The organism is Phenylobacterium sp. NIBR 498073, assembly GCF_027286305.1.
GTDB lineage: Bacteria > Pseudomonadota > Alphaproteobacteria > Caulobacterales > Caulobacteraceae > Phenylobacterium.
The window spans coordinates 2,200,029-2,225,877 of sequence record NZ_CP114599.1; the positions used below are offsets into that span (position 1 = coordinate 2,200,029).

General features: G+C 68.3%; 27 protein-coding genes. 17 read left to right on the forward strand and 10 right to left on the reverse strand.

The window, feature by feature from the left end; translation table 11 throughout:
• The first annotated feature begins 258 nt into the window (after nt 1–258).
• Nucleotides 259–1,797 carry a M20/M25/M40 family metallo-hydrolase gene (locus O4N75_RS10985; protein ID WP_269625602.1) on the forward strand — a complete coding sequence of 513 codons (1,539 nt, stop codon included), beginning with the start codon at nt 259–261 and terminating at the stop codon, nt 1,795–1,797.
• A 112-nt stretch (nt 1,798–1,909) separates the two neighbouring features.
• A complete protein-coding gene (locus tag O4N75_RS10990; RefSeq protein WP_269625603.1) occupies nt 1,910–4,183 on the forward strand; it encodes a TonB-dependent receptor in 2,274 nt (757 codons plus the stop codon).
• Between the two features lie 39 nt (nt 4,184–4,222).
• Here O4N75_RS10990 and O4N75_RS10995 read toward each other — a convergent pair whose 3' ends face one another.
• The gene (locus tag O4N75_RS10995; RefSeq protein ID WP_269625604.1) at nt 4,223–4,504 is read right to left on the reverse strand and encodes a DUF2277 domain-containing protein; all 282 of its coding nucleotides are present in this window, start codon (nt 4,502–4,504) and stop codon (nt 4,223–4,225) included.
• A gap of 35 nt (nt 4,505–4,539) precedes the next feature.
• Entirely contained in the window at nt 4,540–4,986 is a 447-nt protein-coding gene (locus tag O4N75_RS11000; protein WP_269625605.1) for a cupin domain-containing protein, read from the reverse strand.
• Nucleotides 4,987–5,076: 90 nt separating this feature from the next.
• Between O4N75_RS11000 and O4N75_RS11005 the strand changes: the two genes are divergently transcribed.
• The 5 genes from O4N75_RS11005 to O4N75_RS11025 all read left to right on the forward strand — a co-directional run bounded on the left by O4N75_RS11005 (nt 5,077) and on the right by O4N75_RS11025 (nt 9,250).
• Nucleotides 5,077–5,757: a GNAT family N-acetyltransferase gene (locus O4N75_RS11005; RefSeq protein ID WP_269625606.1), complete on the forward strand. Its 681-nt coding sequence runs from the start codon at nt 5,077–5,079 to the stop codon at nt 5,755–5,757.
• Nucleotides 5,758–5,823: 66 nt separating this feature from the next.
• Nucleotides 5,824–6,132: a hypothetical protein gene (locus tag O4N75_RS11010; protein WP_267234050.1), complete on the forward strand. Its 309-nt coding sequence runs from the start codon at nt 5,824–5,826 to the stop codon at nt 6,130–6,132.
• A gap of 154 nt (nt 6,133–6,286) precedes the next feature.
• A complete protein-coding gene (locus O4N75_RS11015; protein WP_269625607.1) occupies nt 6,287–7,780 on the forward strand; it encodes a hypothetical protein in 1,494 nt (497 codons plus the stop codon).
• 2 nt (nt 7,781–7,782) lie between these two features.
• Nucleotides 7,783–8,814, forward strand: coding sequence for a mechanosensitive ion channel domain-containing protein (locus O4N75_RS11020; protein WP_269625608.1), 1,032 nt, complete (start codon nt 7,783–7,785; stop codon nt 8,812–8,814).
• Nucleotide 8,815: 1 nt separating this feature from the next.
• On the forward strand, nt 8,816–9,250 hold the full coding sequence (locus tag O4N75_RS11025; RefSeq protein ID WP_267234053.1) for a DUF488 domain-containing protein: 435 nt from the start codon (nt 8,816–8,818) through the stop codon (nt 9,248–9,250).
• Between the two features lie 413 nt (nt 9,251–9,663).
• On the opposite strand, the gene O4N75_RS11030 is transcribed toward O4N75_RS11025, so the two are convergent.
• Together O4N75_RS11030 and O4N75_RS11035 are read right to left on the reverse strand one after the other, a co-directional pair.
• Complete coding sequence (locus tag O4N75_RS11030; RefSeq protein WP_269625609.1) at nt 9,664–9,882, reverse strand: hypothetical protein; 219 nt, start codon at nt 9,880–9,882, stop codon at nt 9,664–9,666.
• A gap of 75 nt (nt 9,883–9,957) precedes the next feature.
• Nucleotides 9,958–11,073, reverse strand: coding sequence for a beta-ketoacyl-ACP synthase III (locus O4N75_RS11035; protein WP_269625610.1), 1,116 nt, complete (start codon nt 11,071–11,073; stop codon nt 9,958–9,960).
• Between the two features lie 215 nt (nt 11,074–11,288).
• Between O4N75_RS11035 and O4N75_RS11040 the strand changes: the two genes are divergently transcribed.
• Nucleotides 11,289–11,816 (forward strand): porin family protein, encoded by a 528-nt coding sequence (locus O4N75_RS11040; RefSeq protein ID WP_269625611.1) that lies wholly within the window; start codon nt 11,289–11,291, stop codon nt 11,814–11,816.
• Between the two features lie 83 nt (nt 11,817–11,899).
• Here the strand turns inward: O4N75_RS11040 and O4N75_RS11045 are convergent, their stop codons facing one another.
• Together O4N75_RS11045 and O4N75_RS11050 are read right to left on the reverse strand one after the other, a co-directional pair.
• Entirely contained in the window at nt 11,900–12,118 is a 219-nt protein-coding gene (locus O4N75_RS11045) for a hypothetical protein (RefSeq protein ID WP_267232521.1), read from the reverse strand.
• Between the two features lie 291 nt (nt 12,119–12,409).
• Nucleotides 12,410–13,105, reverse strand: coding sequence for a hypothetical protein (locus O4N75_RS11050; RefSeq protein WP_269625612.1), 696 nt, complete (start codon nt 13,103–13,105; stop codon nt 12,410–12,412).
• 155 nt (nt 13,106–13,260) lie between these two features.
• Here O4N75_RS11050 and O4N75_RS11055 point away from each other — a divergent pair, with 155 nt between their 5' ends.
• The 4 genes from O4N75_RS11055 to O4N75_RS11070 all read left to right on the forward strand — a co-directional run bounded on the left by O4N75_RS11055 (nt 13,261) and on the right by O4N75_RS11070 (nt 16,362).
• On the forward strand, nt 13,261–13,920 hold the full coding sequence (locus O4N75_RS11055; RefSeq protein ID WP_267232519.1) for a DedA family protein: 660 nt from the start codon (nt 13,261–13,263) through the stop codon (nt 13,918–13,920).
• 61 nt (nt 13,921–13,981) lie between these two features.
• Nucleotides 13,982–14,389, forward strand: coding sequence for a hypothetical protein (locus O4N75_RS11060; protein WP_269625613.1), 408 nt, complete (start codon nt 13,982–13,984; stop codon nt 14,387–14,389).
• Nucleotides 14,386–15,291 carry a sterol desaturase family protein gene (locus O4N75_RS11065; RefSeq protein ID WP_269625614.1) on the forward strand — a complete coding sequence of 302 codons (906 nt, stop codon included), beginning with the start codon at nt 14,386–14,388 and terminating at the stop codon, nt 15,289–15,291. The genes O4N75_RS11060 and O4N75_RS11065 overlap by 4 nt, the downstream gene beginning before the upstream one ends.
• Before the next feature lie 174 nt (nt 15,292–15,465).
• On the forward strand, nt 15,466–16,362 hold the full coding sequence (locus tag O4N75_RS11070; RefSeq protein WP_269625615.1) for an oxygenase MpaB family protein: 897 nt from the start codon (nt 15,466–15,468) through the stop codon (nt 16,360–16,362).
• 4 nt (nt 16,363–16,366) lie between these two features.
• Here O4N75_RS11070 and pncA read toward each other — a convergent pair whose 3' ends face one another.
• Nucleotides 16,367–16,996 carry a bifunctional nicotinamidase/pyrazinamidase gene (gene pncA, locus O4N75_RS11075; protein WP_269625616.1) on the reverse strand — a complete coding sequence of 210 codons (630 nt, stop codon included), beginning with the start codon at nt 16,994–16,996 and terminating at the stop codon, nt 16,367–16,369.
• Between the two features lie 101 nt (nt 16,997–17,097).
• On the opposite strand from pncA, the gene O4N75_RS11080 reads away from it, so the two are divergent.
• Together O4N75_RS11080 and O4N75_RS11085 are read left to right on the forward strand one after the other, a co-directional pair.
• Nucleotides 17,098–17,739 carry a dihydrofolate reductase family protein gene (locus O4N75_RS11080; protein WP_269625617.1) on the forward strand — a complete coding sequence of 214 codons (642 nt, stop codon included), beginning with the start codon at nt 17,098–17,100 and terminating at the stop codon, nt 17,737–17,739.
• An 86-nt stretch (nt 17,740–17,825) separates the two neighbouring features.
• Nucleotides 17,826–19,091 carry an MFS transporter gene (locus O4N75_RS11085; RefSeq protein ID WP_269625618.1) on the forward strand — a complete coding sequence of 422 codons (1,266 nt, stop codon included), beginning with the start codon at nt 17,826–17,828 and terminating at the stop codon, nt 19,089–19,091.
• On the opposite strand, the gene O4N75_RS11090 is transcribed toward O4N75_RS11085, so the two are convergent.
• A complete protein-coding gene (locus O4N75_RS11090) occupies nt 19,010–20,269 on the reverse strand; it encodes a glycosyltransferase family 87 protein (protein WP_269625619.1) in 1,260 nt (419 codons plus the stop codon). The two genes, O4N75_RS11085 and O4N75_RS11090, sit on opposite strands and share 82 nt — an antisense overlap.
• 403 nt (nt 20,270–20,672) lie before the next feature.
• On the opposite strand from O4N75_RS11090, the gene O4N75_RS11095 reads away from it, so the two are divergent.
• The 3 genes from O4N75_RS11095 to O4N75_RS11105 are packed head-to-tail and all read left to right on the forward strand — an operon-like array spanning nt 20,673 to nt 23,330.
• Nucleotides 20,673–21,035 carry an SCP2 sterol-binding domain-containing protein gene (locus O4N75_RS11095; protein ID WP_269625620.1) on the forward strand — a complete coding sequence of 121 codons (363 nt, stop codon included), beginning with the start codon at nt 20,673–20,675 and terminating at the stop codon, nt 21,033–21,035.
• A gap of 4 nt (nt 21,036–21,039) precedes the next feature.
• Nucleotides 21,040–23,118: a glycogen debranching N-terminal domain-containing protein gene (locus tag O4N75_RS11100; RefSeq protein ID WP_269625621.1), complete on the forward strand. Its 2,079-nt coding sequence runs from the start codon at nt 21,040–21,042 to the stop codon at nt 23,116–23,118.
• A 32-nt stretch (nt 23,119–23,150) separates the two neighbouring features.
• On the forward strand, nt 23,151–23,330 hold the full coding sequence (locus O4N75_RS11105; RefSeq protein WP_269625622.1) for a hypothetical protein: 180 nt from the start codon (nt 23,151–23,153) through the stop codon (nt 23,328–23,330).
• Here O4N75_RS11105 and O4N75_RS11110 read toward each other — a convergent pair.
• Together O4N75_RS11110 and O4N75_RS11115 are read right to left on the reverse strand one after the other, a co-directional pair.
• Entirely contained in the window at nt 23,327–24,115 is a 789-nt protein-coding gene (locus tag O4N75_RS11110; protein ID WP_269625623.1) for an OmpA family protein, read from the reverse strand. The genes O4N75_RS11105 and O4N75_RS11110 overlap by 4 nt on opposite strands.
• Before the next feature lie 377 nt (nt 24,116–24,492).
• Nucleotides 24,493–25,704: a cytochrome P450 gene (locus tag O4N75_RS11115; RefSeq protein WP_269625624.1), complete on the reverse strand. Its 1,212-nt coding sequence runs from the start codon at nt 25,702–25,704 to the stop codon at nt 24,493–24,495.
• Nucleotides 25,705–25,849 lie beyond the last annotated feature (145 nt).

Genomic DNA, 25,849 nt, shown 5'->3' on the forward strand with positions numbered 1-25,849 from the left:
GGGCATGTCCTTGCTTCATGCGGCCAGAAGGCGGGCATGTTGTTTCTATGGTTACATTTGAAACTTTCCGGTCTCGGCCAAGAATAATGCAGTCTCCGGGCAACAGTCTGGCGGTTCTGTAGGCGTCAGGTCGCCCAGATCACTTGGCAGGCGGGGAACTTCTCTGTAGCGCCACTGTCGCGAGGCCTTAAGCTTCGCCATCGCGAGCTTGCGGATCGCGCAAGACAGTAAGACGAGCGCCGCTCACCGGGAGTAGAAATGTCCGACCAGTACGACCGCCCTTCGACCGACCGTCGCAGCTTGATGGCCGGCGCCGCCGCCGCCGCGGCCGGCGCGTTTCTTGCGCCCGGCCTGGCCAGCGCCGCGAGCGCCGACCTCGCGGCGATCCGCAAGGCCGCCGAGGCCGACAAGGCCGACGCCATCAAGCGCCTTCAGGAATGGATCGCGCTTCCGACGGTCGCCGCTGAGGGGCTGAACGTCACCGAAGGTCCGGCCTATATGGCCAAGATCGCCAAGGAGGCCGGTTTCAAGACCGCCGAGATCATTCCGACCGACGGCGTCGACGGCGTGTTCGCCACCCTCGACGTGGGCGCCCCGCGCTGGATCGGCGTCTACTTCATGTACGACGTGAAGCAGTTCGACCCCAAGGAATGGTCGAGCCCGCCGCTCGAAGGCCGCCTGGTCGAAAAGGCCCCGTTCGGCACGGTGATGATGGGCCGCGGCGCCACCAACTCCAAGGGCGGCCAGATCGCGCTGCTCAACGCCCTGCGGGCTATGCGCGCCGCCGGCAAGAAGCCGCCGGTCAACATCGCCCTGATCTGTGAAGGCGAGGAAGAGATCGCCTCGCCGCACTTCCGCCAGATCGCCACCCACCCGAAGGTCCTGCCGATCCTGCAGAAGTGCGAGGGCATCTACGTGCCCGGCCCGGCGCAGGACCGCACCACCGGCGAGGTTTCGTTCACGCTGGGCGCCAAGGGGCCGGTCGAGCTGCAGCTGATCGTCGACGGCGCCAAGACCGGCATCGGCCCGAAGACCGACATCCACTCGTCCGAGAAGGCCCGCATCGACAGCCCGATCTGGCGTCTGGTCCAGGCCCTGGCCACCCTGACCAGCGCCGACGGCAACACCCCGACGCTCGACGGTTTCATGGACAAGGTCCGGCCGCTGTCGGCGCGCGAAAAGGAGCTGATCGGCCAGCTCGCCCAGAAGACCAACGAAGCCGCGATCAAGCAGGCCTACGGCAACAAGGCCTGGATCGACAACCTGAGCTACGAGAAGTCGATCGAGCGGCTGCTCTCGCAGCCGACGATCAACCTGCAGGGCCTGGTCGGCGGCTACACGGGGCCGGGCGGCAAGAGCATCCTGCCGAGCCGCGCCGAGGCCAAGCTCGAGATCCGCATGGTGCCGAACCAGACCTACGAGGACACCGTCCGCCAGCTGCGCGAGCATCTGGACAAGCGCGGCTTCCAGGACGTCCAGATCAACGTCTCGGGCGGCTACGATCCCACCGAGACGGCCGAGGATGCCCGCGTCGTCCAGGCCGCGCTCGGCGCCTACAAGAAGATGGGCATCCCGGTGACGCTGTCGCCGCGCAGCCCCGGCTCCTGGCCGGGCTCGCTGTTCACCCAGCCGCCGGTGGCCAAGCCGGCGATCCACTTCGGGGTCGGCTTCGGGTCGGGCGCGCACGCGCCGGACGAGTTCATCGTCATCGACTCGGCCAACCCGAAGGTGGCCGGCTACGTCGACGCCACCATGGCCCAGGCGCAGTTCCTCTACGCCCTGGCGGAAATGAAATAGCCGAGGCCGCCCCCCGCCCGGGGGCGGCGCTCACGACCAGCAAGAGTTTTGACGACCGCCGCCGCGCCCGCCGGGCCCGGCGGCACGATACTTGGGGGAAGTTCACACAATCATGTCAGTCCAACGTTCATTCCGCGTAGCCTTGCTCAGCGCCTCGGCGAGCGTCGCCGTCGGCGGGGCGGCCCTGGCCCAGTCGGCTCAGCCGCCCGCGGTCGAGGAAGTCGTCGTCACCGCGCTGAAGCGCGCCACCAACCTGCAGGACACGCCGATCTCCATCTCGGCGGTGACCTCGGAGACCATCGCCAATTCGGGCGTGCAGTCGATCGCCGACCTCGGCGCGACGGTCCCCGGCCTGACCTTCGTCAACAGCGGCCCGTCGTTCAGCCGCGTCGTGATCCGCGGCATCAACGCCGCCGGCGAGCCGACGGTCGGCGTCTATTATGACGAAACCCCGGTGACCGGCTCGATCGGCGCAGGCAACAACGCCGGCGGCTCGACCCCGGAACTGCGCCTGTTCGACGTCGAGCGGGTCGAAGTGCTGCGCGGCCCGCAGGGCACGCTCTACGGCTCCGGCTCGATGGGCGGCACCCTGCGCACCATCTACAAGAAGCCGAGCTACACCTTCGAAACCGCCCTGGACGGCGCGGTCTCCAAGACCGAGGGGGCCGGCGACTGGAACTATGAGGCGCAGGGGATGCTCAATGTCCCGCTGGCCGAGGACAAGGCCGCGCTGCGTATCGTCGGCTTCTATCGCGAAACCGCCGGCTACATCGACAACACCTATCTCAACGACAGCGACATCAACGAGATGGAGACCTGGGGCGGCCGGGCGCTGCTGCGCCTGGAGCCGACCGAGAACCTGACCATCGACCTGGCCGCCTACATCAACCGCACCGAGGCCGAGGCCCCGAGCTGGTTCCCCGCGGTCGGCGAGTACAAGTCCGACGCCCGCACCCAGCTGCCGCAGACCGACGACCTGGATCTCTACAGCGTCACGGCCAATCTGGACCTGGGCCCGGTCACGGCGGTGGGCTCGGCCTCCTACATGCGCCGCGAGCTGATGAGCACCCAGGACGTGACCCAGTTCATGCAGGGCTTCCGCACGCCCGCCCGCTGCCAGGCGCTCTACAACCGCGGCGCCGCCTGCAGCACCGACCAGCTGTCGGCCTACTACGCCTATGTGGACACCCAGTACCCGTCGGTGCTGAAGCCGCAGCAGGAGATGGACACCTACACGGCCGAGCTGCGCTTCACCTCGAACTACGAGAGCGCGCTGCAATGGACCGCGGGCGGCTTCTTCTCGGACCGCAAGACTGTCGTCTGGAACCCGCAGGTCGGCGTCGATCCGCGCAGCGGCGCGCTCTATGAGCCCGAAGTGGTCATGACCGGCCGGGTGATCGACGACACCCTGAAGCAGTATGCGGCCTTCGGCGAACTGTCCTTCGACGTCAACGAGCAGCTCAACCTCACCGCCGGCGCCCGCTACTTCAAGTACACCAAGGACATCATCGGCGAGACGCTGGTCCCGTCGATCCTGGTGGGCGCGGTCGTCACCCCGCCGACCCACGTCCAGTCCAATGAAAAGGGCTGGGTGTTCCGCTTCAACGGCTCCTACAAGATCACGTCGGACGTCATGCTCTACGCCGAGGCCTCTCAGGGCTACCGTCCGGGCGGCGCGAACCAGGTGCTCGGCCTGCCGGGCAACCTGACCCCCTACGAGTCGGACCAGCTCTGGAACTATGAAGTCGGCGTGAAGTCGGCCTTCTGGGATCGTCGCGCGACCCTCAACGCCGACATCTTCCAGATCGACTGGAGCGACATGCAGGTTCGGATCCTGACCCCGAACGGCGCCTTCAGCTACATCGGCAACGCCGGCAAGGCCCGCATCCGCGGTCTGGAAGTCGAAGGCGCGGTGAACCCGATCTCGGGCCTGTCGATCACCGGCAACTTCTCGATCATGGAAGCCGAGCTGACCGAGAACCAGCCGGGCGGCGGGACCACCATCCCCAATGCCGGCCTGAAGGGCGACCGCATCCCCTACGTGCCGAAGTTCCAGGGCGCGATCTCGGCCCAGTACGTCTGGCCGCTGACCGAGGGCCTCAACGGCTTCGCCCGCGTCGACTTCAACCACATGGGCAGTTCCTACAACGAGCTGCGCACGAGCTACGTCTACGCCCGCAAGATCGACGCCTATGACCTGGTCAACACCCGGGTCGGCGTCGAATCCGACGCCGGCGGTTGGGGCGCCTACCTCTTCGTGACCAACCTGTTCGACGAGGCGGCGATCTTCTCCAAGAGCGTCGGCGCCACCTCGGCGGGCCGCACCTCGGTGTTCTCGGCCCCGCCGCGGACCATCGGGGTCAACCTGCGCAAGTCGTTCCAGTAACCGGCGACGGGGGCGGCGGCTGGCCCGCCGTCCCCGCAGCTATGCAGGTTGCCTGACGCCGAAACGCTCGGCCGAGCGCGCCTTGGCCTTGGCGGCCTCTTCCTCGCGGTCCTTGGGCCGCGCCGACGTCTCAAGTCCCTCGAACAGCCGCCCAGCGGCCGCGGCGACCTCGTCGACGGCGGCGTCGAAGGCTTGCTGGTTCGCCTTCGAGGGGGCGTTGAAGCCGGACAGCTTGCGGACGAACTGCAGCGCCGCGTCGCGGATTTCCTCGTCGGTGGCCGGCGGGTCGAAATTGAACAGCGTCTTGATGTTGCGGCACATGGCCCGGCGTCTCCCTGTCCTCGGCGGTCGCTCGCCTATCCCGCCGGAACCGCCACCGTCAGTCCATAGGGCCGGCCCAGCTCGATGAGCTTGTCGAGCTCCGGCGCGGTCGGCGAAATCTCGCGGTCGAAATCGGCGAACATGTGCGAGGCGCCCTCGCGCGAGGTCAGCGAGACCATCTCGCCGCCGCCCTTGCCGAACCGGAACCAGTGGGTGGTTCCGGCCGGCAGGTGAACGAAGGCCCCCGCATGGGCGACCAACTCCTGTTCGCCGATGCCGAAGGCGATCTCGCCGGCGACGACATAGAACGCCTCGTCCCAGGGATGGCTGTGCGGCGGCGGGCCGCTGCCTTCGGGACCGATCTGGTGAAAGACCTCGTAGCTGCCGGTGCGATCGCCGCTGGCGAGCACGGTGATCTGCTCGCCCACGACGTTCAGCGGGCGCACTCCGTCGGTCAGCTTGACGACGATTGGCTCGGCCATGTCGGCGCGCTCCTCTTTGAAGGCGTGAAGATAACATCGTTATGCGATGCTCGCCATGACGCCGGCAGCTGGCGGGGCTATGCAGGCGCCATGCCCCATCCGCTCGATCGCCCGGTCTGGTCGGCCCTGACCGACCGCCAGTCCCATCTCGCCCTGCAGCACGGCGCGGCGGTCCGATTTAGCCCCGACTTCGGGCTGTTCGCGGCGCTGCCGGACGCCGCGCCCGAGCGCCTCGCGGACCTAGCCGCCCTGGTCGCCGCCCAGGGCGACGTGGCGCTGGTCGAGGCCGAGCCGCCGCCGCCGGCGCCGGGGCTGGCGGTCCGCAGCCAGGCGCTGTGCTGGCAGATGGTCGCCGAGGCGCCGAACCCGGTGGGCGAGCCGGCTTTCGCCATCGAGGTGCTGACGCCGGCCGACGCCCCGCAGATGCTCGCCTTGGCGACGCAGACCGCGCCGGGCCCGTTCTTCGCGCGCACCCACGAGCTCGGCCGCTTCGTCGGGGTCAAGGAGGACGGCAGGCTGGTGGCCATGGCCGGCGAGCGGATGCAGCCGCCCGGCTACACCGAGGTCAGCGGCGTCTGCACCGATCCGGCCTATCGCGGCCGCGGTTTCGCCGCCGGCCTGATGCTCGAGGTCGCCGCCCGCATCCGCGCGCGGGGCGAGATCCCGTTCCTGCATTCCTACGCTCACAACACCGGCGCCATCGCGCTCTACCAGGCGCTGGGCTTCGATTTCCGCCGCGAGCTGGTGATGACCACCCTGACGAGCAGCTAGCGCTGCGGGCGCGTGCGGGGTTAGGCTCGCCCCAAGCCATAGGGCCCACGCCAAAGGGAGAGAGACATGGCCTTGGAACTGCGGGCCCGCCGCAACCCCGTCGCCGTCGTGGACGCCGCGCCGCGCCGCGTGCGCGCCCATCCGGTCTATGTCGGCCCGCGCGCGACGCCTGCCGGCGCCGTCGGCCTGGGGGCGATGGGCAGCCTGGCGCTGGGGGCCATCGCCTTCGGGGCCTTCGCGGTCGGGGTGCTGGCGATCGGCAAGCTGGCCGTCGGCCGCGTGTCGGTCGGCCGGGCCCGGATCAAGCGCCTGGAGATCGACGAACTGACCGTGCGGCGGCTGACCGTCCTCGATGACGGCGAGCCGCCCCGCTAGAGCATTTTCCGCCAAATCGGCCCCCGGTTCGGCGAAGAAAATGCTCAAACCTCAACGAGAGAGAAGCAAAATCCCGATCCCACGCGATCGGATTTGCTCTAGGTTCCGTGCAAACGCCGCCTTGGAGGCGGCTTCTCGGAGCTAAATCACTGACATGCGTAGGTTCGTTGCGCCGCTGATCGCGGCCCTTTGCCTGCCCACGGCCGCCATGGCCGCCGCCCCCGTCGCCAACGAAGGCCTGGCTCGCATCGAGATGCAGGTCGAGACCGGCTTCCTGAACGCCGAGGAGCGCCAGGTGGTCAACCTGCTGATCCAGGCGGCCGACGAGATGACCGCCATCTACAAGCGCCAGGCCGCGGGGCAGGGGCCGGGCCACGGCTTCTATCCGGACGGCCTGACCAAGGCCGAGCTCGACGCCTACATCGCCGCCCATCCGGACCAGAAGGCCGCGCTGATGGACGGCTACACCGTGGTCAAGCGCCAGGGCGACAAGTTGGTCACCACGCCTTACAGCGTCGAGTACAAGGCCGAGCTCGACCGCGCCGCCGCCCTGCTGGAGAAGGCCGCGGCCATCACCACCAACCCGAGCCTGAAGAAGTTCCTGACCCTGCGGGCGCAGTCGTTCCGGTCCAACGACTACTTCGAATCCGAAATGGCTTGGATGGACCTGGCGGGCACCCCGATCGAGGTCGCGATCGGCCCCTATGAGACCTATACCGACGAGCTCTACGGCCAGAAGACCGCGTTCGAGGCCTTCGTCACCCTGAAGGATCCGGCCGAGAGCAGCGCGCTGGACAAGTACAAGGGCTACCTGCGGGCCATGGAGGAGAACCTCCCGGTCGACGCCAAGTACAAGAACTTCGCCCGCGGCGGCGAGTCGCCCATCGCCGTGGCCGAGCAGGTGCGCGGCGGCGGCGACAACACCATCGGCCCGCAAACCATCGCCTTCAACCTGCCCAACGACGAGCGCGTGCGCGAGGCCAAGGGCGCCAAGAAGGTCGTGCTCTCCAACGTGCTCGGCGCCAAGTACGAGCGGATCCTCAAGCCGATGGGCGAGCGCGTGCTCGTGCCTGACCAGGCCGCCCTGGTCAGCAAGAAGTACATGACGCTTGAAACCCTGTTCCACGAGCTGTCGCACAGCCTCGGCCCGGGCTCGATCGTCGTCGACGGCCGCCCGACCACGGTCTCGGCCGAGCTCAAGGAAATCGCCGGCACGGCGGAAGAGGCCAAGGCCGACGTCATGGGCGCCTACAACATCCTCTTCATGATGGAGAAGAGCGAACTGCCCAAGGCCGAGCGCTCGCAGCTGTTCGCCAGCTACACCGCCGGCGTCTTCCGCGCGGTCCGCTTCGGGGCCGGCGAGGCCCACGGCCGCGGCGCTGCGCTGCAGTACGGCTACCTGAAGTCCAAGGGCGCCCTGGTCTGGGATCCGGCCGCAAAGCGCTTCCGGGTCGACGAGGCCGCCATGCAGGCTGGCCTCACCAGCCTGCTGGCCGAGCTGATCAAGCTGCAGGGCGACGGCGACTACGCCGGCATGAACGCCTTCTTCGACAAGTACGCCAAGCTTGACCCCGAGGCCGAGCGCGTGATCGCGACCTTGAAGGACATCCCGGTGGACATCGCCCCGGTCTATCCCGACAAGATCTGAGCATGAACAGCGAGATCGCCGCCGACCTGCAGGCCTTCCTGGCCTTCGAGCTTGTCCGCCTGGGCAAGACGGAGATCACCGTGGGGGGGCTGGCGGCGGCGATCTTTATCGTCTTCGCCTCGGTGATCGCCGGCCGCATCGCCGCCGGCGCCATCCGCCGCATCCGCGGCCGGGTCGACACCGACGCGGCGCCGTCGATCTACATCTTCGAAAAGCTCAGCACCTACGGCCTGGTGATCTTCGGGATCATCGCCGCCTTCTCGACCCTCGGTCTCGACCTGTCGTCCTTCACCCTGTTCGCTGGGGCCCTTGGCGTCGGCCTCGGCTTCGGCATGCAGGGCATCGTCAAGGAGTTCATCTCCGGCCTGGTGCTGCTGTTCGACAAGCTGATCCGCATCGGCGACTACATCGAGCTGCAGACCGGCGAGCGCGGCGTCGTCGCCGAGATCGGTCCCCGCGCCACCCGCATCCGCAACAATGACGACCTCGACGTCCTGATCCCCAATTCGCGGCTGATCGAGCAGCCGGTCACCAACTGGACCCACCAGAACGGCGCGCGGCGGATGCACATCCCGTTCCGCGTCGCCTACGGCGTCGACAAGGAGGCGGTGCGCGAGGTGGTGCTGCGCGCGGCCCACGCGGTGCCCTTCACCTTGAAGGACACCTCGGTCCGCAAGACCCAGGTCTGGCTGATCGGCTTCGGCGAAAGCGGCCTTGCCTTCGAACTCGTCGTCTGGCCGGCGCTGGAGGCGGTCAAGCGGCCCAACGCCACCCATGCGGCCTACACCTGGGCGATCGAGGACGCCTTGCGCTCCGGCGGCTTCGAGATTCCCCTGGCCCAGCGCGAGGTGCGCGTTCGCTCAGTGTTCGGCGAGGAGGGGGAGGACGCCCTCCAGACCCTGGGCCTGGCCGGTCACGCCGCCGGCCTGCGGCCAGGTCTCGCCAGGGCCAGCACCAATGACGCGGCCGAGGACCTGGCGCGCGGCGCAGAGCAGGACGCCGCCGAAGAGGCCCGCAAACCGAAGGGACGCTGAGATGAAGCCGTTGGCCACCATCGGCTACGAGGCCGCCACCCAGGACGCGGTCATCGACCGCCTGAAGGCCGCCGGCGTCGAACTGCTGGTCGATGTGCGGGCGGTGGCCGCCTCGCGCCGCGCCGGATTCTCCAAGACCGTGCTGGCCGCCAGCCTGGCGGAGGCGGGGATCGGCTATGTCCACCTGCGCCAGCTCGGCACCCCCAAGCCGGGCCGCGAGGCCGCCCGCAAGGGCCGCATCGCCGAGATGACCGCGATCTTCGAGGAGCACCTGGCCGAGCCCGCCGCCCAGCTTGAGCTGGCCGCGGCCAAGGAACTTGCGGCCGAGCGCAAGATCGCGCTGCTCTGCTTCGAGGCCGACCACCGCGGCTGCCACCGCAAGATCCTTGCCGACCGCATCTGTGAAGACCTCGGCTGCGCGATCGAGCATCTCTGAACCGACCTGAGCGACTATTCGCCTGACAAGCCGCGCCGGTTCTGCCTCCTTCGAGGGACTGGAGGAACGCACATGGCCCAGGTATTCGTGTCGCCCCGATTTAAGATTGGCCCTCTCACAACTTGAGAGTGGCCCGATATATCGAAGCGGGGGCAGAGGGTGCGTAGCCAGCCAGGCTTATGGTGGGCTGACAATTCGACCCCGCCGCCGCGACGCCCGGGCTGATGGGAATGGTCGCGCGTTCTTCCTGGTCGACCGATTGCTTTCCCCGGTGCTGCGCTGGACCGGCGCCAAGGGCGTGCAGGGACTGGCCGACCCCGCCGGATTCCCGGTCATCGGCGGTCGGCAGCCGCATCCGCATGGCGATGGATTGGAAGGCCGCGCAGATAAAGGTCGATGACCTCCACTAGCTGTCAGCCGAACCCGCGCTTCAGCTTTTCCAGCGCCGGCGTAATGGTGTCCCAGTAGGGGCGGGCGCATTCGCCGTGCCAGGGGCCGCTCAGACCGCGGACGCCGTCCGGGTCCTCGCGGAAATGCATGTGGGTGGTCGGCTCGCCTGGGCGGATCGGCAGCTTGCACTTGGGGCACCACCGGCCGCGCGGATCGCCGCCGGGAACGTCGTCATAGGCCATCTCGGTACTCCCCCGGGGAACTGAGGTTTAGCTTAGCCCTCAGCTTCCCGGAGGCCGACGCGGCACGGCGCCGCGTCAGCGTTTGCGCACGAACACCGTGCCGGCCGAATAGCCGGCGCCGAACGAGCAGATCAGGCCCGTCTCGCCGCTTTGGAAGTCCTCGTTGGCCTTGTGGAAGGCGATGATCGAACCGGCCGAGGAGGTGTTCGCATATTCATCTAGGATGATAACGTTTTCGCCCGGCGCAGGTTCGCGTCCCAGCACCCGCTTGCCGATCAGTTCGTTCATGTTGATGTTGGCCTGGTGCAGCCACATGCGCTTCAGGCCGGTCGGGTCGATGCCCAGGTCGCCGGCGTGGGCGACGATCATCTCCGAGACCATCGGCACGACCTCGCGGAACACCTTGCGGCCTTCCTGCACGAACAGCTTGTCGGCGGCGCCGACGCCCTCGGGGGCGGCGCGGTTCAGGAAGCCGAAGTTGTTGCGGATGTTGTTCGAGAACTGGGTCTTCAGCCGCGTGCCCAGGATGTCCCAGCCGCCGACGGCGTCCTCCGCCCGCTCGACGATCACCGCGGTGGCGACGTCGCCGAAGATGAAGTGGCTGTCGCGGTCGCGGAAGTTCAGGTGGCCCGAGCAGACCTCCGGATTGACCATCAGCACCGCGCGGGCCGAGCCCGAGCCGACGAAGTCGGCGGCGGTCTTGATCCCGAAGGTGGCCGACGAGCAGGCGACGTTCATGTCGAAGGCGAAGCCCTCGATGCCCAGCGCCTGCTGCACCTCGATGGCCATGGCCGGATAGGCGCGCTGCATGTTCGAGGCCGCGCAGATCACCGCGCCGATCTGGCTGACGTCCTTGCCCCAGCGCTCGATGGCCTGCTTGGCGGCCTCGACCGCGATCTCGGCCAGCACCGAGATCTGGTCGTTCGGGCGTTCCGGAATGATCGGCCGCATCAGGTCCGGATCGACCAGCCCGGTCTTGTCAATGACGAAGCGCGACTTGATGCCCGAGGCCTTCTCGATGAACTCGGCCGACGACGGGGTCAGGGCGACGACTTCGCCGGCGGCGATGGCCTCGGCGTTGGCGGCGTTGAACCGCTCGACATAGGTGTTGAAAGTCTCGACCAGCTCGGTGTTCGAGAGGCTGTGCGGCGGGGTGTAGAGGCCCGTGGCCGCGATCACGGCTTGATGCAAAACGCTGTCTCCGACGACCGCTCCTCTCGTCGAACGGGGAGCTTCGGATCACAGTGATAGCACGTTCGCTTACGGCGTCAGCGGTCGATGTGGCCGCAAGGCAACAGACACAATTCGTCTTCTGATTGTCCCGGCAGGGGCCCTTTCTCGCCCCGTTTGGGCGCGACCAAGCCCGCGTGGCTGGAGATCGCCACGCCTAAGTACGGAGTAAAAACATGAACAAGAACATTTCTCTCATCGCCGCCGTCGCCGCTGTCGCCATGGTCCCCGTCGCCGCCAACGCCCAGGCCGTCACCGGCTACGGCTCGGTCGGCTACAGCCACCACGACCTGGAAGGCGCCGACGTCGGCGCGATCCAGGGCCGTCTGGGCGCCCGTTTCAACCCCTACCTCGGCGTCGAGGGCGAGCTTGGCTTCGGCGTGAAGAAGGACGACGTCTCGATCGGCGGCGTCAACGGCAAGGCCGAACTGAAGAACTCGGCCGCCATCTACGGCGTCGGCTTCCTGCCGGTGGCCCCGAACGCCGACCTCTACGCCCGCGTCGGCTACGGCAAGAGCGAAGGCAAGGTCTCGGTCCCGGGCGCGATCGCCAAGGCCGACGGCAACAGCTGGAACTACGGCGTCGGCGGTCAGTACTTCCTCGACGACAAGAACGGCGTGCGCGCCGACTACACTCGTCACGATTTCGAGGATGACGCCGGCAAGGCCGACGTCTGGTCGGTCGGCTACGTGCGCAAGTTCTAAGCGGCGCATCTAGCCCGAATGGAAAGGGCCGCCTCCTTGCGGGGGCGGCCCTTTTTCATGGTCGCTTGCCTTTCGCGCCGCCGTCAGGCGGCCGCGCTGTGCAGAAAGCGTCCGGCCAGGTCGCCGTTGCGCAGGAAGATGCTCACCTCGGCGGCGCTTCCCGAGCGCGCATAGCGGTCGGCCAGGGCCCGGGCGGCGGCTTCGGCGCGTCCCCCGGCCTCGAAGATAAGTTCGTTGTCGAAGGCTTCGGAACGAACGGCCCAGCCTTCACCGGCGGGCGCGACAAGAATTTGCAGAGCCATGTGAGCTCCTTTTTTTACGCTACTGATTTTTCGGGGTTCGTGACGCCCCTACTAGGCGTCACGATCGAGCATGCAGGCGGCCATTGCATGGCCCCCGCTGGGCGAGGTCAGGCCGGCATTCGGCCCTGTTTAAGATGACATCGACACATGTGCGTCGCTCGCTGGCTCGCTTCCGATGCGAGCAGAGATAGTGCTCCCGTGACGTTTCGCCACCCCAGAAACCCAGAAAAGCGCGTGAAGTTTCACTGAAGGCGCGCTTGCCAGCGCCAAACGGGGCGGCGAGGGTAGGGGCTACGCGCCTGGACCCGACCAGATCGGCCCGGCCAGGATCGCCCCGCTGGTGAAGTCCTGCAGATAGACCTCGAGGCCGCCCTCGCGGGGCTCGTCCTCCTCGCGATAAGCCTTCGGCGCCAGCCGCGCGGCCCGCCAGCGCAGCACGTCGAACTGCAGCCGGGCGACCTTGACCTCGTCCTCGCGGGCCTCGCGGGCGATGGCCCAGGCCAGGTCCGCCAGCATCTCGGCCTGCATCCGGCGGGCCTGCCGGTACATGGCGGCGAAGTCGTCGTGCCCGCGCAGCCACTCATAGACCGTGCCGGTGACCGGCATGTCGTCCTCGCCGCAAATCTCCAGCAGGCTGCGGCCGCTGGCCAGTCGGCGGCAGATTTCCTCGCCGACCTCGGCCCGATAGGCGTCGGGGCGCGCCCAGGGGCGGGCGCGCTTCCAGGCCCGGTCGGCCGCCTTGGCGCGATAGGCGTCCCGCCGCCCGGCCTGCGCTGCGGCCTGCGCCTGTCGCAATGCCGTCCCGAACGCCGGCCGCACGGCGGCCCAGCGGTGCACGGTCGCCGCGCCGGGCATGTCGCGCGGCTTGCAGATCGCTCGCAGGCTTTCGCCGGCCGCGACGCGGCTGCAGATCTGCGCGGCGGTCGCCTCGCAGAACGGCGTCGCCGCGCGTTTGCGCGGGCGCTCGGTTTCGGTGGATTCATGCATCCCGCCAGTATAGCGTGCAGGTGAAACAAAGCAAGAACATACAACGTTCGACGCCGTCATCTGAGGCATCCGCGCCACAAGCTGAAAAACTTGCCGGCCGCGGCCTTGCGACCCCTCGCGCACAGGCGGGAGCAGGCCCATATCGGGCTTCTCCCATGGAAGCGTTCATTCAGAGTCTCGCAGATTTCATCGCCCGGCACGCCGCCTGGGCCGGCCTTGTGCTGGGCGTCGTCACGCTGCTGGAATCGCTGGTCCTGATCGGCGCCTTCATTCCGGCCACCGCCCTGATGGTGATGGCCGGTGGTCTGATCGCCGCCGGCGTGCTCGATCCGGTCCAGGTGGTGCTCTGGTGCGTCGCCGGCGCGATCGTCGGCGATGCGGTTTCGTTCGAACTCGGCCGCCGGCTGGGCCCGCGCGCCCTGCGCCATCCGATGTTCCGGGGGCATCGCCGCAAGGTCGCCCGCACGCGCCTGTTCAACCGCCGCTACGGCGCGGCCTCGATCTTCATCGGCCGGTTCTTCGGCCCGCTGCGCGCCTTCGTGCCGCTGGTCGCCGGGCTGCTGCAGATGCGCCGCCGCACCTTCCAGCTGGCCAACGCCGTGTCGGCGGCGATCTGGGTTCTGGCCATCCTCGCGCCCGGCTATTTCGCCGCCAAGGGCCTGGCCGAACTCGAGGCCTTGGGCGAAGCGCACCTCACCACCATCGCCGCCATCACCCTGGGCGGCCTGGTGATCGTCGGCCTGGTCGCCCGCGAGGTCTTGCGTCGCCGCGTTGCGGCCGGGGCGCCGCCGCTGCTTGCGAAGCCACGCGCCTAGATAGGCTGTCACTTGACGGTCACGTTCGGCGGGCGGACCCTGCCGGCGGGGAGGACCACAAGTGTCGCAAGCATTCTTCGTGCAGTTCGCTGCGTCGGCGGGGGCGATCGCCCTGCTGGTGGGGCTGGCCGCCTGGGCCAAGATCGCCAAGCCGATGACGCCGCTGACCGACGCCAAGGCTCTGGACCTGCTCGCGCAGGAGTTCCCCGGCCGCCCGATCGAGCGCATCTGGGTAGCGGTCGACGGCCGCGGCGCCCTGGCCAAGTCGGGCGCGGCCGCCCTGGTGCTGTGCGAGGTCGGCGACGGCTATGTCGCCCGCCATATCCCCTGGACCCAGGCGGTGGCCTCCTCGTTCCGTGACGGGGTCGTCCGGCTCGACCTGTCCGACGTCGCCGCGCCGCTGGCGCGGCTGGCGCTGCAGAACTGGCCGCCGGCCCCGGGCCCGGACGAGGACCGCCGCGCCGCATGAGCTTCGATCCCGTCACCCTGGCGACGCCGTTCTTCATCCTGGCGATCATCCTGGAGGTGGTGCTGGCGCGCATGGGCCGCACCCGCACCAACTACGAGCCCAAGGACACCGCCGCATCGCTGGTCATGGGGTTGGGCAGCACGCTCGCCGGTCTGCTGACCGGCGGCCTGGTCGTCGCCGCCACGTTGTACGTCTACCAGCACCGCCTGTTCGACATCCCGATGACCGCGGTCTGGGCCTGGGTCGCGATCTTCCTGCTCGAGGACCTGACCTACTACTGGTTCCACCGGCTCAGCCACGAGCGCCGGTTCTGGTGGGCCGCGCACGTCAACCATCACTCGTCCCAGCACTACAACCTGTCGACCGCCCTGCGGCAGACCTGGACCGGCGGGATCGCCGGAACCTGGGCGCTATGGCTGCCGCTGGCTTTCCTCGGCTTCCCGCCGGCGATGATCGCCATCCAGAAGGGGATCAGCCTGGTCTACCAGTTCTGGATCCACACCGAGGCGATCGGAAGGATGCCGCGCGGGTTCGAGGCGGTGTTCAACACCCCGTCGCACCACCGCGTCCACCATGCCCGCAATCCGCGCTACCTGGACCGTAACTACGCAGGCGTCCTGATCGTCTGGGACAAGCTGTTCGGCACCTTCCAGCCCGAGCTGGACGAGGAGCCGTGCCGCTATGGCATCGTCAAGAACCTCGGCGATTTCAATATCCTGAGGGTGGCGTTTCACGAGTGGGCGGGAATGCTGGCGGACGTCGCCCGTCATCCGCGCCATGCGCTCGGCTACTTGTTCGGTCCGCCGGGCTGGAGCCACGACGCCAGCCGACAGACCAGCCACGACCTGCGCGCCGAATGGCAGGAGCAGCAAGCCGAACCGCCGCAGTCCAAAGTGGCGTGACCACCCTGGCAGAACCGTCAGGTTGTTCGACCGTTTAGCCCTTCGCTAGAGCATTTTCCGCCGAAGTGGATACCGGTTCGGCGAAGAAAATGCGCTAAATTCAAAGAGTCTTGAGCAAAATCCGATCCAGATCGGATTTTGCTCAAGGCTGGGGCCAGGCGGACGCGAGGCGAGATGGCTCACGACACTTCCACACGGGCGGCGCTGGACGCGCCCGGCGCCGGTCTGGCGGGCGCCCTCGACCGGCGGATCTTCGGGCCCTCGCGGGTCGACTATTCGCAGCCGAAGGGCGATCCGGGCCTCTATGGACCCGACTCGGTCGCCTGGCGGGTGCACGCCAACCCCATCGCCCTGGCGATCGGCGGGGTGGCGGCGGTGATCCTCGAACTGGCCGAACCGCGGGTCCGCACCGGGGTCTGGGAGCACTCGATCTTCGCCCGCGACCCGCTGACCCGCATGCGCCGCACCGGCGAGGCGACCATGATCACCACCTACGCGGCGACCGCCGAGGCGCAGGCCCGCATCGCCATGGTCGCCCGCATGCACGAAAAGGTCCGCGGCCGCACGCCCGAGGGGATGGACTACCACGCCCTCGATCCGGACCTGGCCGACTGGGTGCACCTCACCGCCGCCTACGGCTTCCTCAACGCCTATCGGCGCTATGTCGACCCGCAGATCAGCCGCGCCGACCAGGACCGCTACTATGCCGAGGGCGGCGCCGTCGGCCGTGCGTTCGGGGCGCATCGTCCGGCGGCCTCCGCCGCGGCGGTCGCCGAGGCGATGCAGGCCATGCGGCCCAGCCTCGTGCATCACCCGATCATCGACGAGTTCCTCGGCATCGTGCGCCGCACCTCGCCGATGGGCGCGCTCGGCCGCGCCCTGCAGCCGCTGGTGGTCGAGGCCAGCATCGACCTGCTGCCGCCGGGCCTCGGCGCCCAGCTGGGCCTGACGCCCCATCCGTCGCGCCTGGCCGCGGCCAGGATCACCCTGTCGGCGCTCGGCCGCGCCGCGCGACTGGCGCCGGGGCCCATCCCGCGCCAGGCCTATGCGCGCATGGGTCGGCGGCCCTGAAGCTCTAGGGAGCGGCGAGGGCGACGCCCAGCGCCGCGAACGAGGCCATCGCCGCGGCCGCCGATCCGTCCAGGTCGATGGCCCGGCTCGCCTGTGGGATCACCACCGCCTCGAAGCCCTCGGCGATCGCGTCCTCGGCCGAGTAGCGGACGCAGAAATCCAGCGCCAGGCCGACGAAGACGCAGCGCTTGAACCCGCGCTGGCGCAGGTAGCCGGAGAGGCCGGTGGCCGTGGTCTTGTCGTTCTCGAAGAAGGCCGAATAGCTGTCGACGGCGCGATTGTACCCCTTGCGCAGGATCAGCTCGGCGTGCGGCGTGTCGAGCGCCGGATGCAGCTGCGCGCCTGGACTGCCTTGCACGCAATGGTCCGGCCACAGGGTCTGCGGCCCATAGGCGACCTCGATGACGCTGAACGGCGCGGCCCCCGGATGGTTGGACGCGAACGAAATCTGGTCGCGCGGGTGCCAGTCCTGGGTGATCACCACATGCTCGAACCGGGCCGCGATCTGGTTGATCAGCGGCATGATCTCATCGCCGCCGGCCACCGCCAGCGCCCCGCCGGGACAAAAGTCCACCTGCGGGTCGATGACGACCAGCACGTCGCCTGGCGCGGTTTGCAGTCTCTGGATGCTCATGGGGCCAGCATAGCGTCGGGCGGTCTGTCGGGACACGCCACTGCGCTGCGTCCTAGGATGGCCCCGCCATATCGGCGGACGGCGGAACGGCGGAGGCGGCTATGTCGCGAGTGCGCGTAGGGGGCTTTTCGATCTCGCTCGACGGCTTCGGCGCCGGCCCAGGCCAGAGCCTGGACCATCCCCTCGGCCGGCGCGGGGACGAATTGCACCAGTGGCTGTTCGGGACCCGCTACTTCCAGTCGATGATCGGCCAGCCGGGCGGCTCCGAGGGCGTCGACCAGGCCTATGCCGACCGCGCCATGCGCGGCTTCGGGGCCTTCATCCTGGGACGCAACATGTTCGGGCCGGTCCGCGGGCCCTGGCCGGACGAGGCCTGGACGGGCTGGTGGGGCGATGATCCGCCCTATCACGCCCCGACCTTCGTCCTCACCCACCACAGGCGCGACCCGATCGAGATGGCGGGCGGCACGACCTTCATTTTCGTCACCGACGGGATCGAGGCGGCGCTGGAGCAGGCGAGGGCGGCGGCCGGGGACCTCGACGTCAAGATCGGCGGCGGGGTCGAGACGGTGCGTCAGTACTTGTGCGCCGGTGCAATCGACGAAATGCACCTGGCCCTGTCGCCGGTCGTGCTCGGCCAGGGCGAGGCGCTGCTTGCCGGCATCGATCTGCCGGCCCTCGGCTTCCGCGTCACCGAACACCAGCCCGGCGAGCACGCCACCCACGTCGTCCTGGCGCGGTAGACGCCCCCGACCCTGACCCCGACCCGTCTTCGGGTCGGGTCCGGAATGCGCCAGACGGCGGGCTCGCGGTCGCTAACTCTGCGGCCATGACCCAATCAACGAACGAAACTCCACAACGCCATCTCGGCGCCGGGACGACGCTGTTCCTGGCGATCGCGGCCGCCGTGGCCACCTCGACAAGCTACACCGTGCAGCCCGAACTCGGCGTGATCGCCGCGGATCTGGGGGCGTCGCTGGCGTCGACCAGCGCCGCGGCGGGGCTGCCGATCGTCGGCTACCTGCTGGGACTGGCGCTGCTGGTTCCGCTGGTCGACCGGGTGCGGCCCCACGTGCTGGTTTCAGCCCAGCTCGCGGCGCTGGCCGGCGCGCTGGTCCTGGCCGCCGCGGCGACCTCGGTCTTCGTGTTCGGGGCGGGCCTGCTGCTTTCGGGGATCTGCGCGAGCACCGGCGCGCAGATGAGCACCCTGGCCGCCAAGCACGCGCCGGCCGACCGCCAGGGCATGGCTCTCGGCGTCGTCACCGCCGGCATCTCGGCGGGGATCCTGTTGGGCCGATTGATCGGCGGCGGCCTTACCGATCTGGTGGGGTGGCGCGCGATGCTGCTGCTTGTGGCCGCCGCCTGTCTGGCCTGCGCCGTGGTCGGACGCGCGGTGCTGCCGCGCGGCGCCATCCGCGCGCCTGGATCGTGGCTGTCGGGGCTGCTGTCGACGCCTTGTCTGCTGCGCGCGCGGCCGGATCTGCTGGGCGCCGCCGTGGCCGGCGGGCTCTGGTTCTTCGCCTTCAGCCTGGTCTGGGTCGGGGTCTCGCTGGCGCTCTCCCTGCCGCCGCACGGCCTGTCGCCGACGGTGGTCGGCCTCTACTCCCTGGCGGGGATCGCCGGCATGCTCGTGACCCCCACCGCGGGACGCATGGCCGACCGGTTCGGAGGTCGACCGATCGTGCTCGTGGGCCTGCTGACGGCGCTGGTCTGCACCGTGGCGATGTGGCCCGCCCTCGGCTCTGCGCCGCTGTTGCTGGCCGCCCTGGCGCTGTTCGACGCCGGCCTCTTCGCCGCCCAGGTCGCCAATCAGCGCCGGGTGCTCAACATGGACCCGCTGCGGCCGGCCCAGATGAACAGCACATACATGGTCATCTACTTCGTCGGCGGCAGCCTCGGGGCGGCGGCCGGCGGTCCCATCGTCTCGGTGCTCGGCTGGCCGGCCGCTGTGATCGCCGCCGCCCTGGCTATTCTCGCCGCGCTTGCCCTGGCCCTTCGTCAGGGCGGCGCGGGTTATTCCGCCGCCCGGAGTGAAGGGCGCGCGGGCTCGCTCCCAGCCGCCTCGTCCGCCTGCGGTCGGGTGAGGATGCGATAGGTCAGCCAGAACAGCAGCCAAAGCAGCGGCGCGATGAAGGAAATCCCCGCCGTGCCGTCACCGAGTTCGACGCTGGAGCTGACGTCGCTGGCCGCAATCGCCCAGGCCATTCCGTATCCGCAAGCCAGCCACGTCAGGGCGAACCAGGCCAGGAACTGTCGATTTCCGCTGCGCTCGACGATCTCGGGGAAGATGAAGGCGATTCCCACCCCGAGCACCGTCAGGTCATAGTCGTAGCCGTACGGGCTGACGCAGACGCTCGCCGCGCAGGCCAGAGCGGCCAGGCGGTTGAACGCCACGCCCTTGACGCAGGCCAGGGCAAGGATCCCCAGCGACACGATCGCGCTCACCGCCTGGAGCGCCATGGCCGCCGCCGGCGCCGCGCCGAGGCTATGGGCGGCGGCATAGACCGAGTTCATGCGGAAGAGGGGATAGTACCCCGCCGCCAGGTAGCGGCCGGCCTCGCCCACGGCGTCGCGGAAATCGCTCCAGATCGACAGGCCGTAGACCGCCGTGGAGATCGCCAGCAGGGCCGTTGCGACCGCCCCGGCGATGACGGCCACCGACCATCGGCGGCGCATCAGTACGAGCAGGCCGACGGCTACGGCGAGATGCGGCTTGATGATGAGCAGCCCGAGCGGCAGCCCGGCCAGCCGCCGGTTGTCGCGAAACGCCAGCAGGAAAGCGCCGATCAGGCCCGCGATCAGGAAACCGTTCTGTCCGGTGCCCAGGTTGAGGATGATCGCCGGGGCGACGGCGGCGGCCGTCCCCGGCAGCCAGGGCCCGGCGATCCGTCGCAGCACCCAGAGGTAAAAGGCGCAGCTCGCCGTCGCGAACAACAGGAACGCCACGCCGATCGGCAAGGTCGCCAGGCCTTCCATCGCCAGCGTGAAGGGGGGCGGATAGGTCCAGGGCATGAAGCTGACCGTGCCGGTCATCTCCTCTTGGGCGGCGACCATCGAAACCGCGTGATAGGCCTCCGACACCCGGCCCTCGAGCGCCAATCGGCCGGCGATGTGGAAGGCGTCGAAATCGGTCAGCACCTTCGGCTTTCCCAGCAGTTCCGGCGCCTGGAAGCTTACGGCCGCAACGCTCGCGACTAGGCAACCGACCAGGATCAGGACGAGGAACAGCGGCCGGCTGCGGCCAATACTCTCCCCGAACGTCGTGCGCGCCACAGCTTCGTCCCCCTGAACACGCCCCGGGCGGCGCCCGGCTGAACGCCATAGCTCGGCCGCGAGGCGTTGCGGATACTGTTGCCGCATGGGTTGCGATGACGTGAATGCGCGCGAGGGTGGTGGAAATTCAGGGCGCGTTGTCGCGCAGCCTGGCATTGGCGGTCCGTCTGCCGCCGGCGCCGGACCCGACTTCTACTCAGGGCGTAGTTCGCGATGATGGGTCGAATTCGCGCGGAACTCCCACACGGACGTCAGCTTCGCCGCGGAACGCGCCTCAGGGCGAGATTGATTCAGATCAAGGCTCCGATCACGCCAAGGAACATTGATCTCACAAGACGTCAGGCGAGGGGGCCCATTTTCGACAGATGGCGTTTCAGAGCGCCTCTGTCGCTTGGAGGGTCTGATGAAAACGACCTCGTCTGGCGACCCCGCCACGGAACCGATCAAATGGGCCTCAATGCGAGGTCACGCTCCGGGCCTGGAGGACATTGCCGGACGGCTTCGGCTTCAGGTGGCCGGGGTCGACGCAGGGGTGCTGAAGGTCGAAAGCGGCGCCGTCGAGATTCTCCCTGAGGGCGACGCGTCCGCCCTGATGGCCGTCGACAGCCAGGCGACGCTGCTGAGTGTTCTTAGCGGCGACACTCACCCCTTCGTCGCCTTCCTGCAGGGTCGGTTGCGCTTGGAAGGCGATCGCGCGCTCGCACTGCGTATCGGGTTCGGCCTGCGAGCCGGTTCGCCCTGGAGCGGCCTCACTCCTGGGAGTTAACGCCATGGTCTTGGACACGATTAGCATCCTCGACGGCAATGAGTTCGTCGTGAGCAATCATCAGGGCGACCTCGACGCGACGCCCGCGGCGCATCACGGGTTGTTCCTGGACGACACGCGGTTCCTGTCGCGTTGGGTGCTGACCATCAATGGCCAGCGGCCGATCCTGCTTTCGATCGACGACACCTCCTACTATCGGGTCCAGCACTTCCTCGCTCTGGCGACGGGCGAAGTCTATATCGACTCCCACCTGACCGTCGTTAGGCAGCGCGCCGTCGGCGGGGGGTTCCACGAAATCCTGAACCTCGCAAACCATGGCCAAGAGCCTGTTGACCTCGAGATTCGCATCGAGGCGGCGGCTGATTTCGCCGATCTGTTCGAGGTCAAGGACAAGCTGAGCAAGAAGGGGCAGCTGTATTCCAGCGTGGAGAATGGAGAGGCGCTAACGCTCGGGTATTGCCGCGATCAGTATCGGCGTGAGACGCGGATTACGAGCAGCGTCCCTGCAGAGCTGAACGAAACCGGCCTGACCTATCGGATTCGTCTGGATCCGCTCCGGCAGGACACCAACTCGATCTGGACGACGCACATCGATGTGATCGCCGTCAAGGATCCCGACAGCACTCCGGCCAAGGCGACTTCTCGACTTGGGAACGAGGGCGTTCGGCCCGAGCTCGCGGAGAACCTGAAGCGCTGGGTCGACGGCGCGCCGAAGGTCGTCGCGTCATGGCAGCCGCTTGAGCATATCTACCGTCGCAGCTTGGTCGACCTCGCCGCGCTTCGATTTCGCAAGCCCATCCTCCTCGGCGCGATGCCCGCGGCGGGCCTGCCCTGGTTCATGACCGTTTTCGGCAGGGACAGTCTGTTGACCAGCTTTCAGGCCATTCCGTTTATGCCGGACCTCGCAGCCACCACGCTGCGCACACTGGGCCTTCTGCAATCGCGTGCGCATGATGAGTTTCGCGACGCCGAGCCCGGCAAGATTCCGCACGAAGTCCGCTTCGGCGAGATGACCGCCTTCGAAGATACGCCCCACTCGCCCTACTATGGGACTGCCGATGCGACGCCGCTGTTCCTGATCCTCATGGAGGAATACGAGCGCTGGACCGGGGACCGCGCCCTTGTGCTCTCGCTGGAAAGCGAGGCGCGCGCCGCCATAGCGTGGATCGACAACCACGGCGACCGCGACGGGGACGGTTACATCGAATACGAGCGCCGCAATCCGAACGGCCTCGAGAACCAATGCTGGAAGGACTCCGGGGATTCTATCGCGTTCGCGGACGGAACTCTGGCGGACACCCCTCGGGCGACTTGCGAACTGCAGGGTTACGCCTATGACGCCAAGCGGCGCACCGCGCGCCTTGCGCGGGAGGTCTGGAAAGACTCCGTATGGGCCGCTGAACTTGATCGGCAAGCGGACGAGCTAAAGCGCCGGTTCAATGATGAGTTCTGGGTCCCCGACCGGAAATTCTTCGCTCTCGCGCTCGACGGCCGCAAGCGCAAGGTCGACTCTCTGACATCAAACATCGGCCATCTTCTGTGGAGCGGGATCGCCGATGAAGATAAGGCCAGGCACTGTGTCGAGCACCTCTTGGGCGAAGCCCTTTTCTCCGGTTGGGGCGTGCGCACGACGGCCCAGACCGAAGGGTCCTATAACCCGATCGGTTACCATGTCGGCACCGTGTGGCCCCACGACAACGCCTTCATCGCGTGGGGGCTGCGACGCTATGGGTATGCGGCAGAGTCCGCACGCCTCTCGTACGCGATGCTGGAGGCGGCCGAGCTATTCCACCACCGACTCCCGGAAGCGTTCGCGGGATACAACCGCGCCATTACCAAGTTCCCGGTCGAGTATCCGACCGCGTGCAGCCCGCAGGCCTGGGCCGCCGGGGCTCCGTTGTTACTGATCCGCGCTCTCCTTGGCCTGGAATCCATAGGTGGAAACCTGATCGTCGATCCGGCGCTTCCCGAGACCCTCGGACGACTTGAGACCCTGGATATTCCGGGACCCTGGGGACGACGAGACGCTTTCGGTCGCGCAAGGGGCGAGATCCCATCAAATCGCCGGCGTGGCCAAGGCTGACTACTGGATGCCCAGCGCCGCTGAGCCGGAACATGGGCCGCAAGGCCGTCGCGATCGCTAATGCTCAATCGATATTTCGTGGTTCGGTAGGGCCGCTAATTGGCGCATCGACCTGCTGGAGGGAGGCCATTGCCGACGGGGTGTTCGCGGCCCTGGCCGCCGAGGCCGCGCGGCTGAACCGCGAGGTCGGCGACCCGAGCGCGCGGGGCTAGCCCGGAACGCTCGCCTTGCTGACCATGATGGTGACCGTCACGCGGCGCGCCTCACTGGCGCTCTTCGGCGGATCGGGGTCATCGACGATCGAGGACTCGCCGAGCGCGGTCGAGGGCACGAACTGGCCCGGCAGCACGCCGGCGTTCTCAAGCAGGTAGGTCTTCACAGCGGCTGCGCGGCGGGCGCTGAGGCGCTTGTTGGCCGCCGCATCGCCGGTGGGATCGGCGCGGCCGACGATGGCCAGCCGGTAGCCGCTGGGGATCGCCTTGGCCTTGGCGGCGATGGCCTGCAGCTCGTTCATGCCCTCGGCGGTGAGGGCCGCGCTGCCGACTCCGAAATAGACGTTAGCGCGACCAGCGGCGACCAGGTTGCCGATGTTGTTGAGCCGCGCCTCCTGCTGGGCGACCGTCTCCTCGGTCTCGGCCAGGCCCGCCTGGATCTGCTGGGCTGTCTTCAGGTCAGAGGTCTTGAAGGTGATCGCGTCGGCGCTGACTTCCTGGCCCGTGGAAACGCCAGTGACCTCGATCGCCAGCCCGCGGATCAGGTCGCTGGCCTGCCGGTCCTCGCGGCGCAGGATGCCCGCGCCCTGCGTGCCTTCGATGCGGGTGCCGGCGCTCAGGTTGACCTGTCGGTCGCCGGCCGGCGTGCGCACCACGATCCGGTTGTCCTTGTGCGAGACGATCATGCCCCTGAAGGTCTCTGGGCCGGCGGCCTGGCCGAACGAGGCGCCCGGGGCGACCAGCAGGGCGGCCCCTGCCAGTAGAGCTGCAGCTTTGCGGATCATCGCACTTCTCCATGCCTGCACAGCGCAGGTTGGAGCTGTGCTAGCGCTAGGCTCGCGCATGCGACATCGGATGAACACCTGAGCCGGCCAGGGGGGGCGCCCTGAGCCAGCGCAGACGCTCAGCCCCTTCAGGTCCGTGCCGCCCCATGCCAGGCCAGCATGGGGAGCGTAGAGGCGATGCCGACCAGGCTCAGCCGCAGACCTCGGGAACGTGACCCACGGGCGAACTCGGCGATGCCCCAGCCAGCGCCAGCGGGCCGCCAACGACATAGAAGATCAGAAGAAGCTGCATGGCCCGGCTGTGCGGGGGCCGGCGGTCGGCGAGGGCCTCCCAGCGATTACCGCGAACCCGACCTGGTCGGGCTCGCGTTTCCCCGTCACCCCGCCACCACCAACGCCTCCATGCCCCGGAAGAAGGGCAGGGCCCGCCAGGTCGGCTCGTCGCCGGCCAGGTGTAGGTCGGGGAATCGTTCGAACAGCCGCACCAGCGCCTGCTTGGCCTCGATCCGCGCCAGCGGGGCGCCGATGCAGATGTGGCTGCCGCCGCCGAAGGCGACGTGCGGCACGTGCTTGCGGGTGATGTCGAAGCGGTCGGGATCCTCGAAGATCTCGGGATCGCGGTTGGCCGCGTGCAGCGAGGTGATCACCGACTGGTGGACGTGCATCGGACAGCCGCCGACCTCGCGCTCCTCGGAGATCACCCGGTTGGTGATCGCCACCGGGGATTCGTAGCGCAGGATCTCCTCGACCGTGGCGGCGGCCAGGCTCGGATCGGCCTTCAGCTTGGCCAGCTCCTCGGGGTGGTTGAGCAGCAGCCAGACGCCGTTGCCGATCAGGTCGGTGGTGGTCAGGTTGCCGCCGATCAGCAGGGCCGAGAGATTGACCCGGATTTCGCCGTCTGACAGCGGAACGCCCTCGGCCTGCAGCTTGACCATGTCGCTGATCAGGTCGTCCTTGGGCGCCGCGCGGCGCGCGGCCATCAGCTCGGTGAAGTATTCCGTCAGCATGCCCGAGCCCCACTCCATGCGCGCGGTCTCTTCCGGCGTGCGCAGCGGGTTGAGGCCGAGGATCGAGGCTTCCGACCATTCGCGGAATTCGCGGAACCGCTCCTCCTCGACGCCGAGGATGGCGGCGATCACCAGGATCGGGATCGGCACCCCGAGGTCGGCGATCAGGTCGAACGGCCGGTCGGCCGGGACCTCGTCGATCACCCGGTCGATGATCGCCTCGATCTGCGGCTTCATGGCGTTGATGCGGGCGTAGAAGGCCTTGGCCAGCGGCAGGCGCACGCGGCTGTGGTCGGGCTCGTCCAGCGACAGGATGCTGTCGATGCGGTCGCCCTCGTCGTCGCGGTCCATCCGGCGCAAGAGGGCGCCTTCCTCCGAGCGGCTCCAATGGCGCCACAGGCTGCGGTCGTTGACGGTCTCGCGCACGTCGCCGTAGCGGGTCAGGAACCAGGTCTTCACCGCTTCGTCGCGGTGCACCGGGCACTGCTCGCGCAGGTCCTTCAGCCGCGCGTGCGGGCTGACCCGCGCGACCGGATCGAAGGCGGACGTCTCAACGATGCTCCAGGCGCGTTGATCGGTCATCGGCGTTACTCCCCATACCTTTGTTTCGAAGCATAGTGAGCGGATCGCCGCGCGCTTCAAGGGGGCGCCGCAGGGGAAACTGAACAGTGATTACATTATTTTTGCGCGCGCCTGCGCAGCCGCCCCTCGGATCGTCATCGCCGGG

Coding starts and splice junctions, on each gene's coding strand:
- O4N75_RS10985 (WP_269625602.1), top strand. CDS start 259: ATGTCCGACCAGTACGACCGCCCTTCGACCGACCGTCGCAGCTTGATG.
- O4N75_RS10990 (WP_269625603.1), top strand. CDS start 1,910: ATGTCAGTCCAACGTTCATTCCGCGTAGCCTTGCTCAGCGCCTCGGCG.
- O4N75_RS10995 (WP_269625604.1), bottom strand. CDS start 4,504: ATGTGCCGCAACATCAAGACGCTGTTCAATTTCGACCCGCCGGCCACC.
- O4N75_RS11000 (WP_269625605.1), bottom strand. CDS start 4,986: ATGGCCGAGCCAATCGTCGTCAAGCTGACCGACGGAGTGCGCCCGCTG.
- O4N75_RS11005 (WP_269625606.1), top strand. CDS start 5,077: ATGCCCCATCCGCTCGATCGCCCGGTCTGGTCGGCCCTGACCGACCGC.
- O4N75_RS11010 (WP_267234050.1), top strand. CDS start 5,824: ATGGCCTTGGAACTGCGGGCCCGCCGCAACCCCGTCGCCGTCGTGGAC.
- O4N75_RS11015 (WP_269625607.1), top strand. CDS start 6,287: ATGCGTAGGTTCGTTGCGCCGCTGATCGCGGCCCTTTGCCTGCCCACG.
- O4N75_RS11020 (WP_269625608.1), top strand. CDS start 7,783: ATGAACAGCGAGATCGCCGCCGACCTGCAGGCCTTCCTGGCCTTCGAG.
- O4N75_RS11025 (WP_267234053.1), top strand. CDS start 8,816: ATGAAGCCGTTGGCCACCATCGGCTACGAGGCCGCCACCCAGGACGCG.
- O4N75_RS11030 (WP_269625609.1), bottom strand. CDS start 9,882: ATGGCCTATGACGACGTTCCCGGCGGCGATCCGCGCGGCCGGTGGTGC.
- O4N75_RS11040 (WP_269625611.1), top strand. CDS start 11,289: ATGAACAAGAACATTTCTCTCATCGCCGCCGTCGCCGCTGTCGCCATG.
- O4N75_RS11045 (WP_267232521.1), bottom strand. CDS start 12,118: ATGGCTCTGCAAATTCTTGTCGCGCCCGCCGGTGAAGGCTGGGCCGTT.
- O4N75_RS11050 (WP_269625612.1), bottom strand. CDS start 13,105: ATGCATGAATCCACCGAAACCGAGCGCCCGCGCAAACGCGCGGCGACG.
- O4N75_RS11055 (WP_267232519.1), top strand. CDS start 13,261: ATGGAAGCGTTCATTCAGAGTCTCGCAGATTTCATCGCCCGGCACGCC.
- O4N75_RS11065 (WP_269625614.1), top strand. CDS start 14,386: ATGAGCTTCGATCCCGTCACCCTGGCGACGCCGTTCTTCATCCTGGCG.
- O4N75_RS11070 (WP_269625615.1), top strand. CDS start 15,466: ATGGCTCACGACACTTCCACACGGGCGGCGCTGGACGCGCCCGGCGCC.
- pncA (WP_269625616.1), bottom strand. CDS start 16,996: ATGAGCATCCAGAGACTGCAAACCGCGCCAGGCGACGTGCTGGTCGTC.
- O4N75_RS11080 (WP_269625617.1), top strand. CDS start 17,098: ATGTCGCGAGTGCGCGTAGGGGGCTTTTCGATCTCGCTCGACGGCTTC.
- O4N75_RS11085 (WP_269625618.1), top strand. CDS start 17,826: ATGACCCAATCAACGAACGAAACTCCACAACGCCATCTCGGCGCCGGG.
- O4N75_RS11095 (WP_269625620.1), top strand. CDS start 20,673: ATGAAAACGACCTCGTCTGGCGACCCCGCCACGGAACCGATCAAATGG.
- O4N75_RS11100 (WP_269625621.1), top strand. CDS start 21,040: ATGGTCTTGGACACGATTAGCATCCTCGACGGCAATGAGTTCGTCGTG.
- O4N75_RS11105 (WP_269625622.1), top strand. CDS start 23,151: ATGGGCCGCAAGGCCGTCGCGATCGCTAATGCTCAATCGATATTTCGT.
- O4N75_RS11110 (WP_269625623.1), bottom strand. CDS start 24,115: ATGATCCGCAAAGCTGCAGCTCTACTGGCAGGGGCCGCCCTGCTGGTC.
- O4N75_RS11115 (WP_269625624.1), bottom strand. CDS start 25,704: ATGACCGATCAACGCGCCTGGAGCATCGTTGAGACGTCCGCCTTCGAT.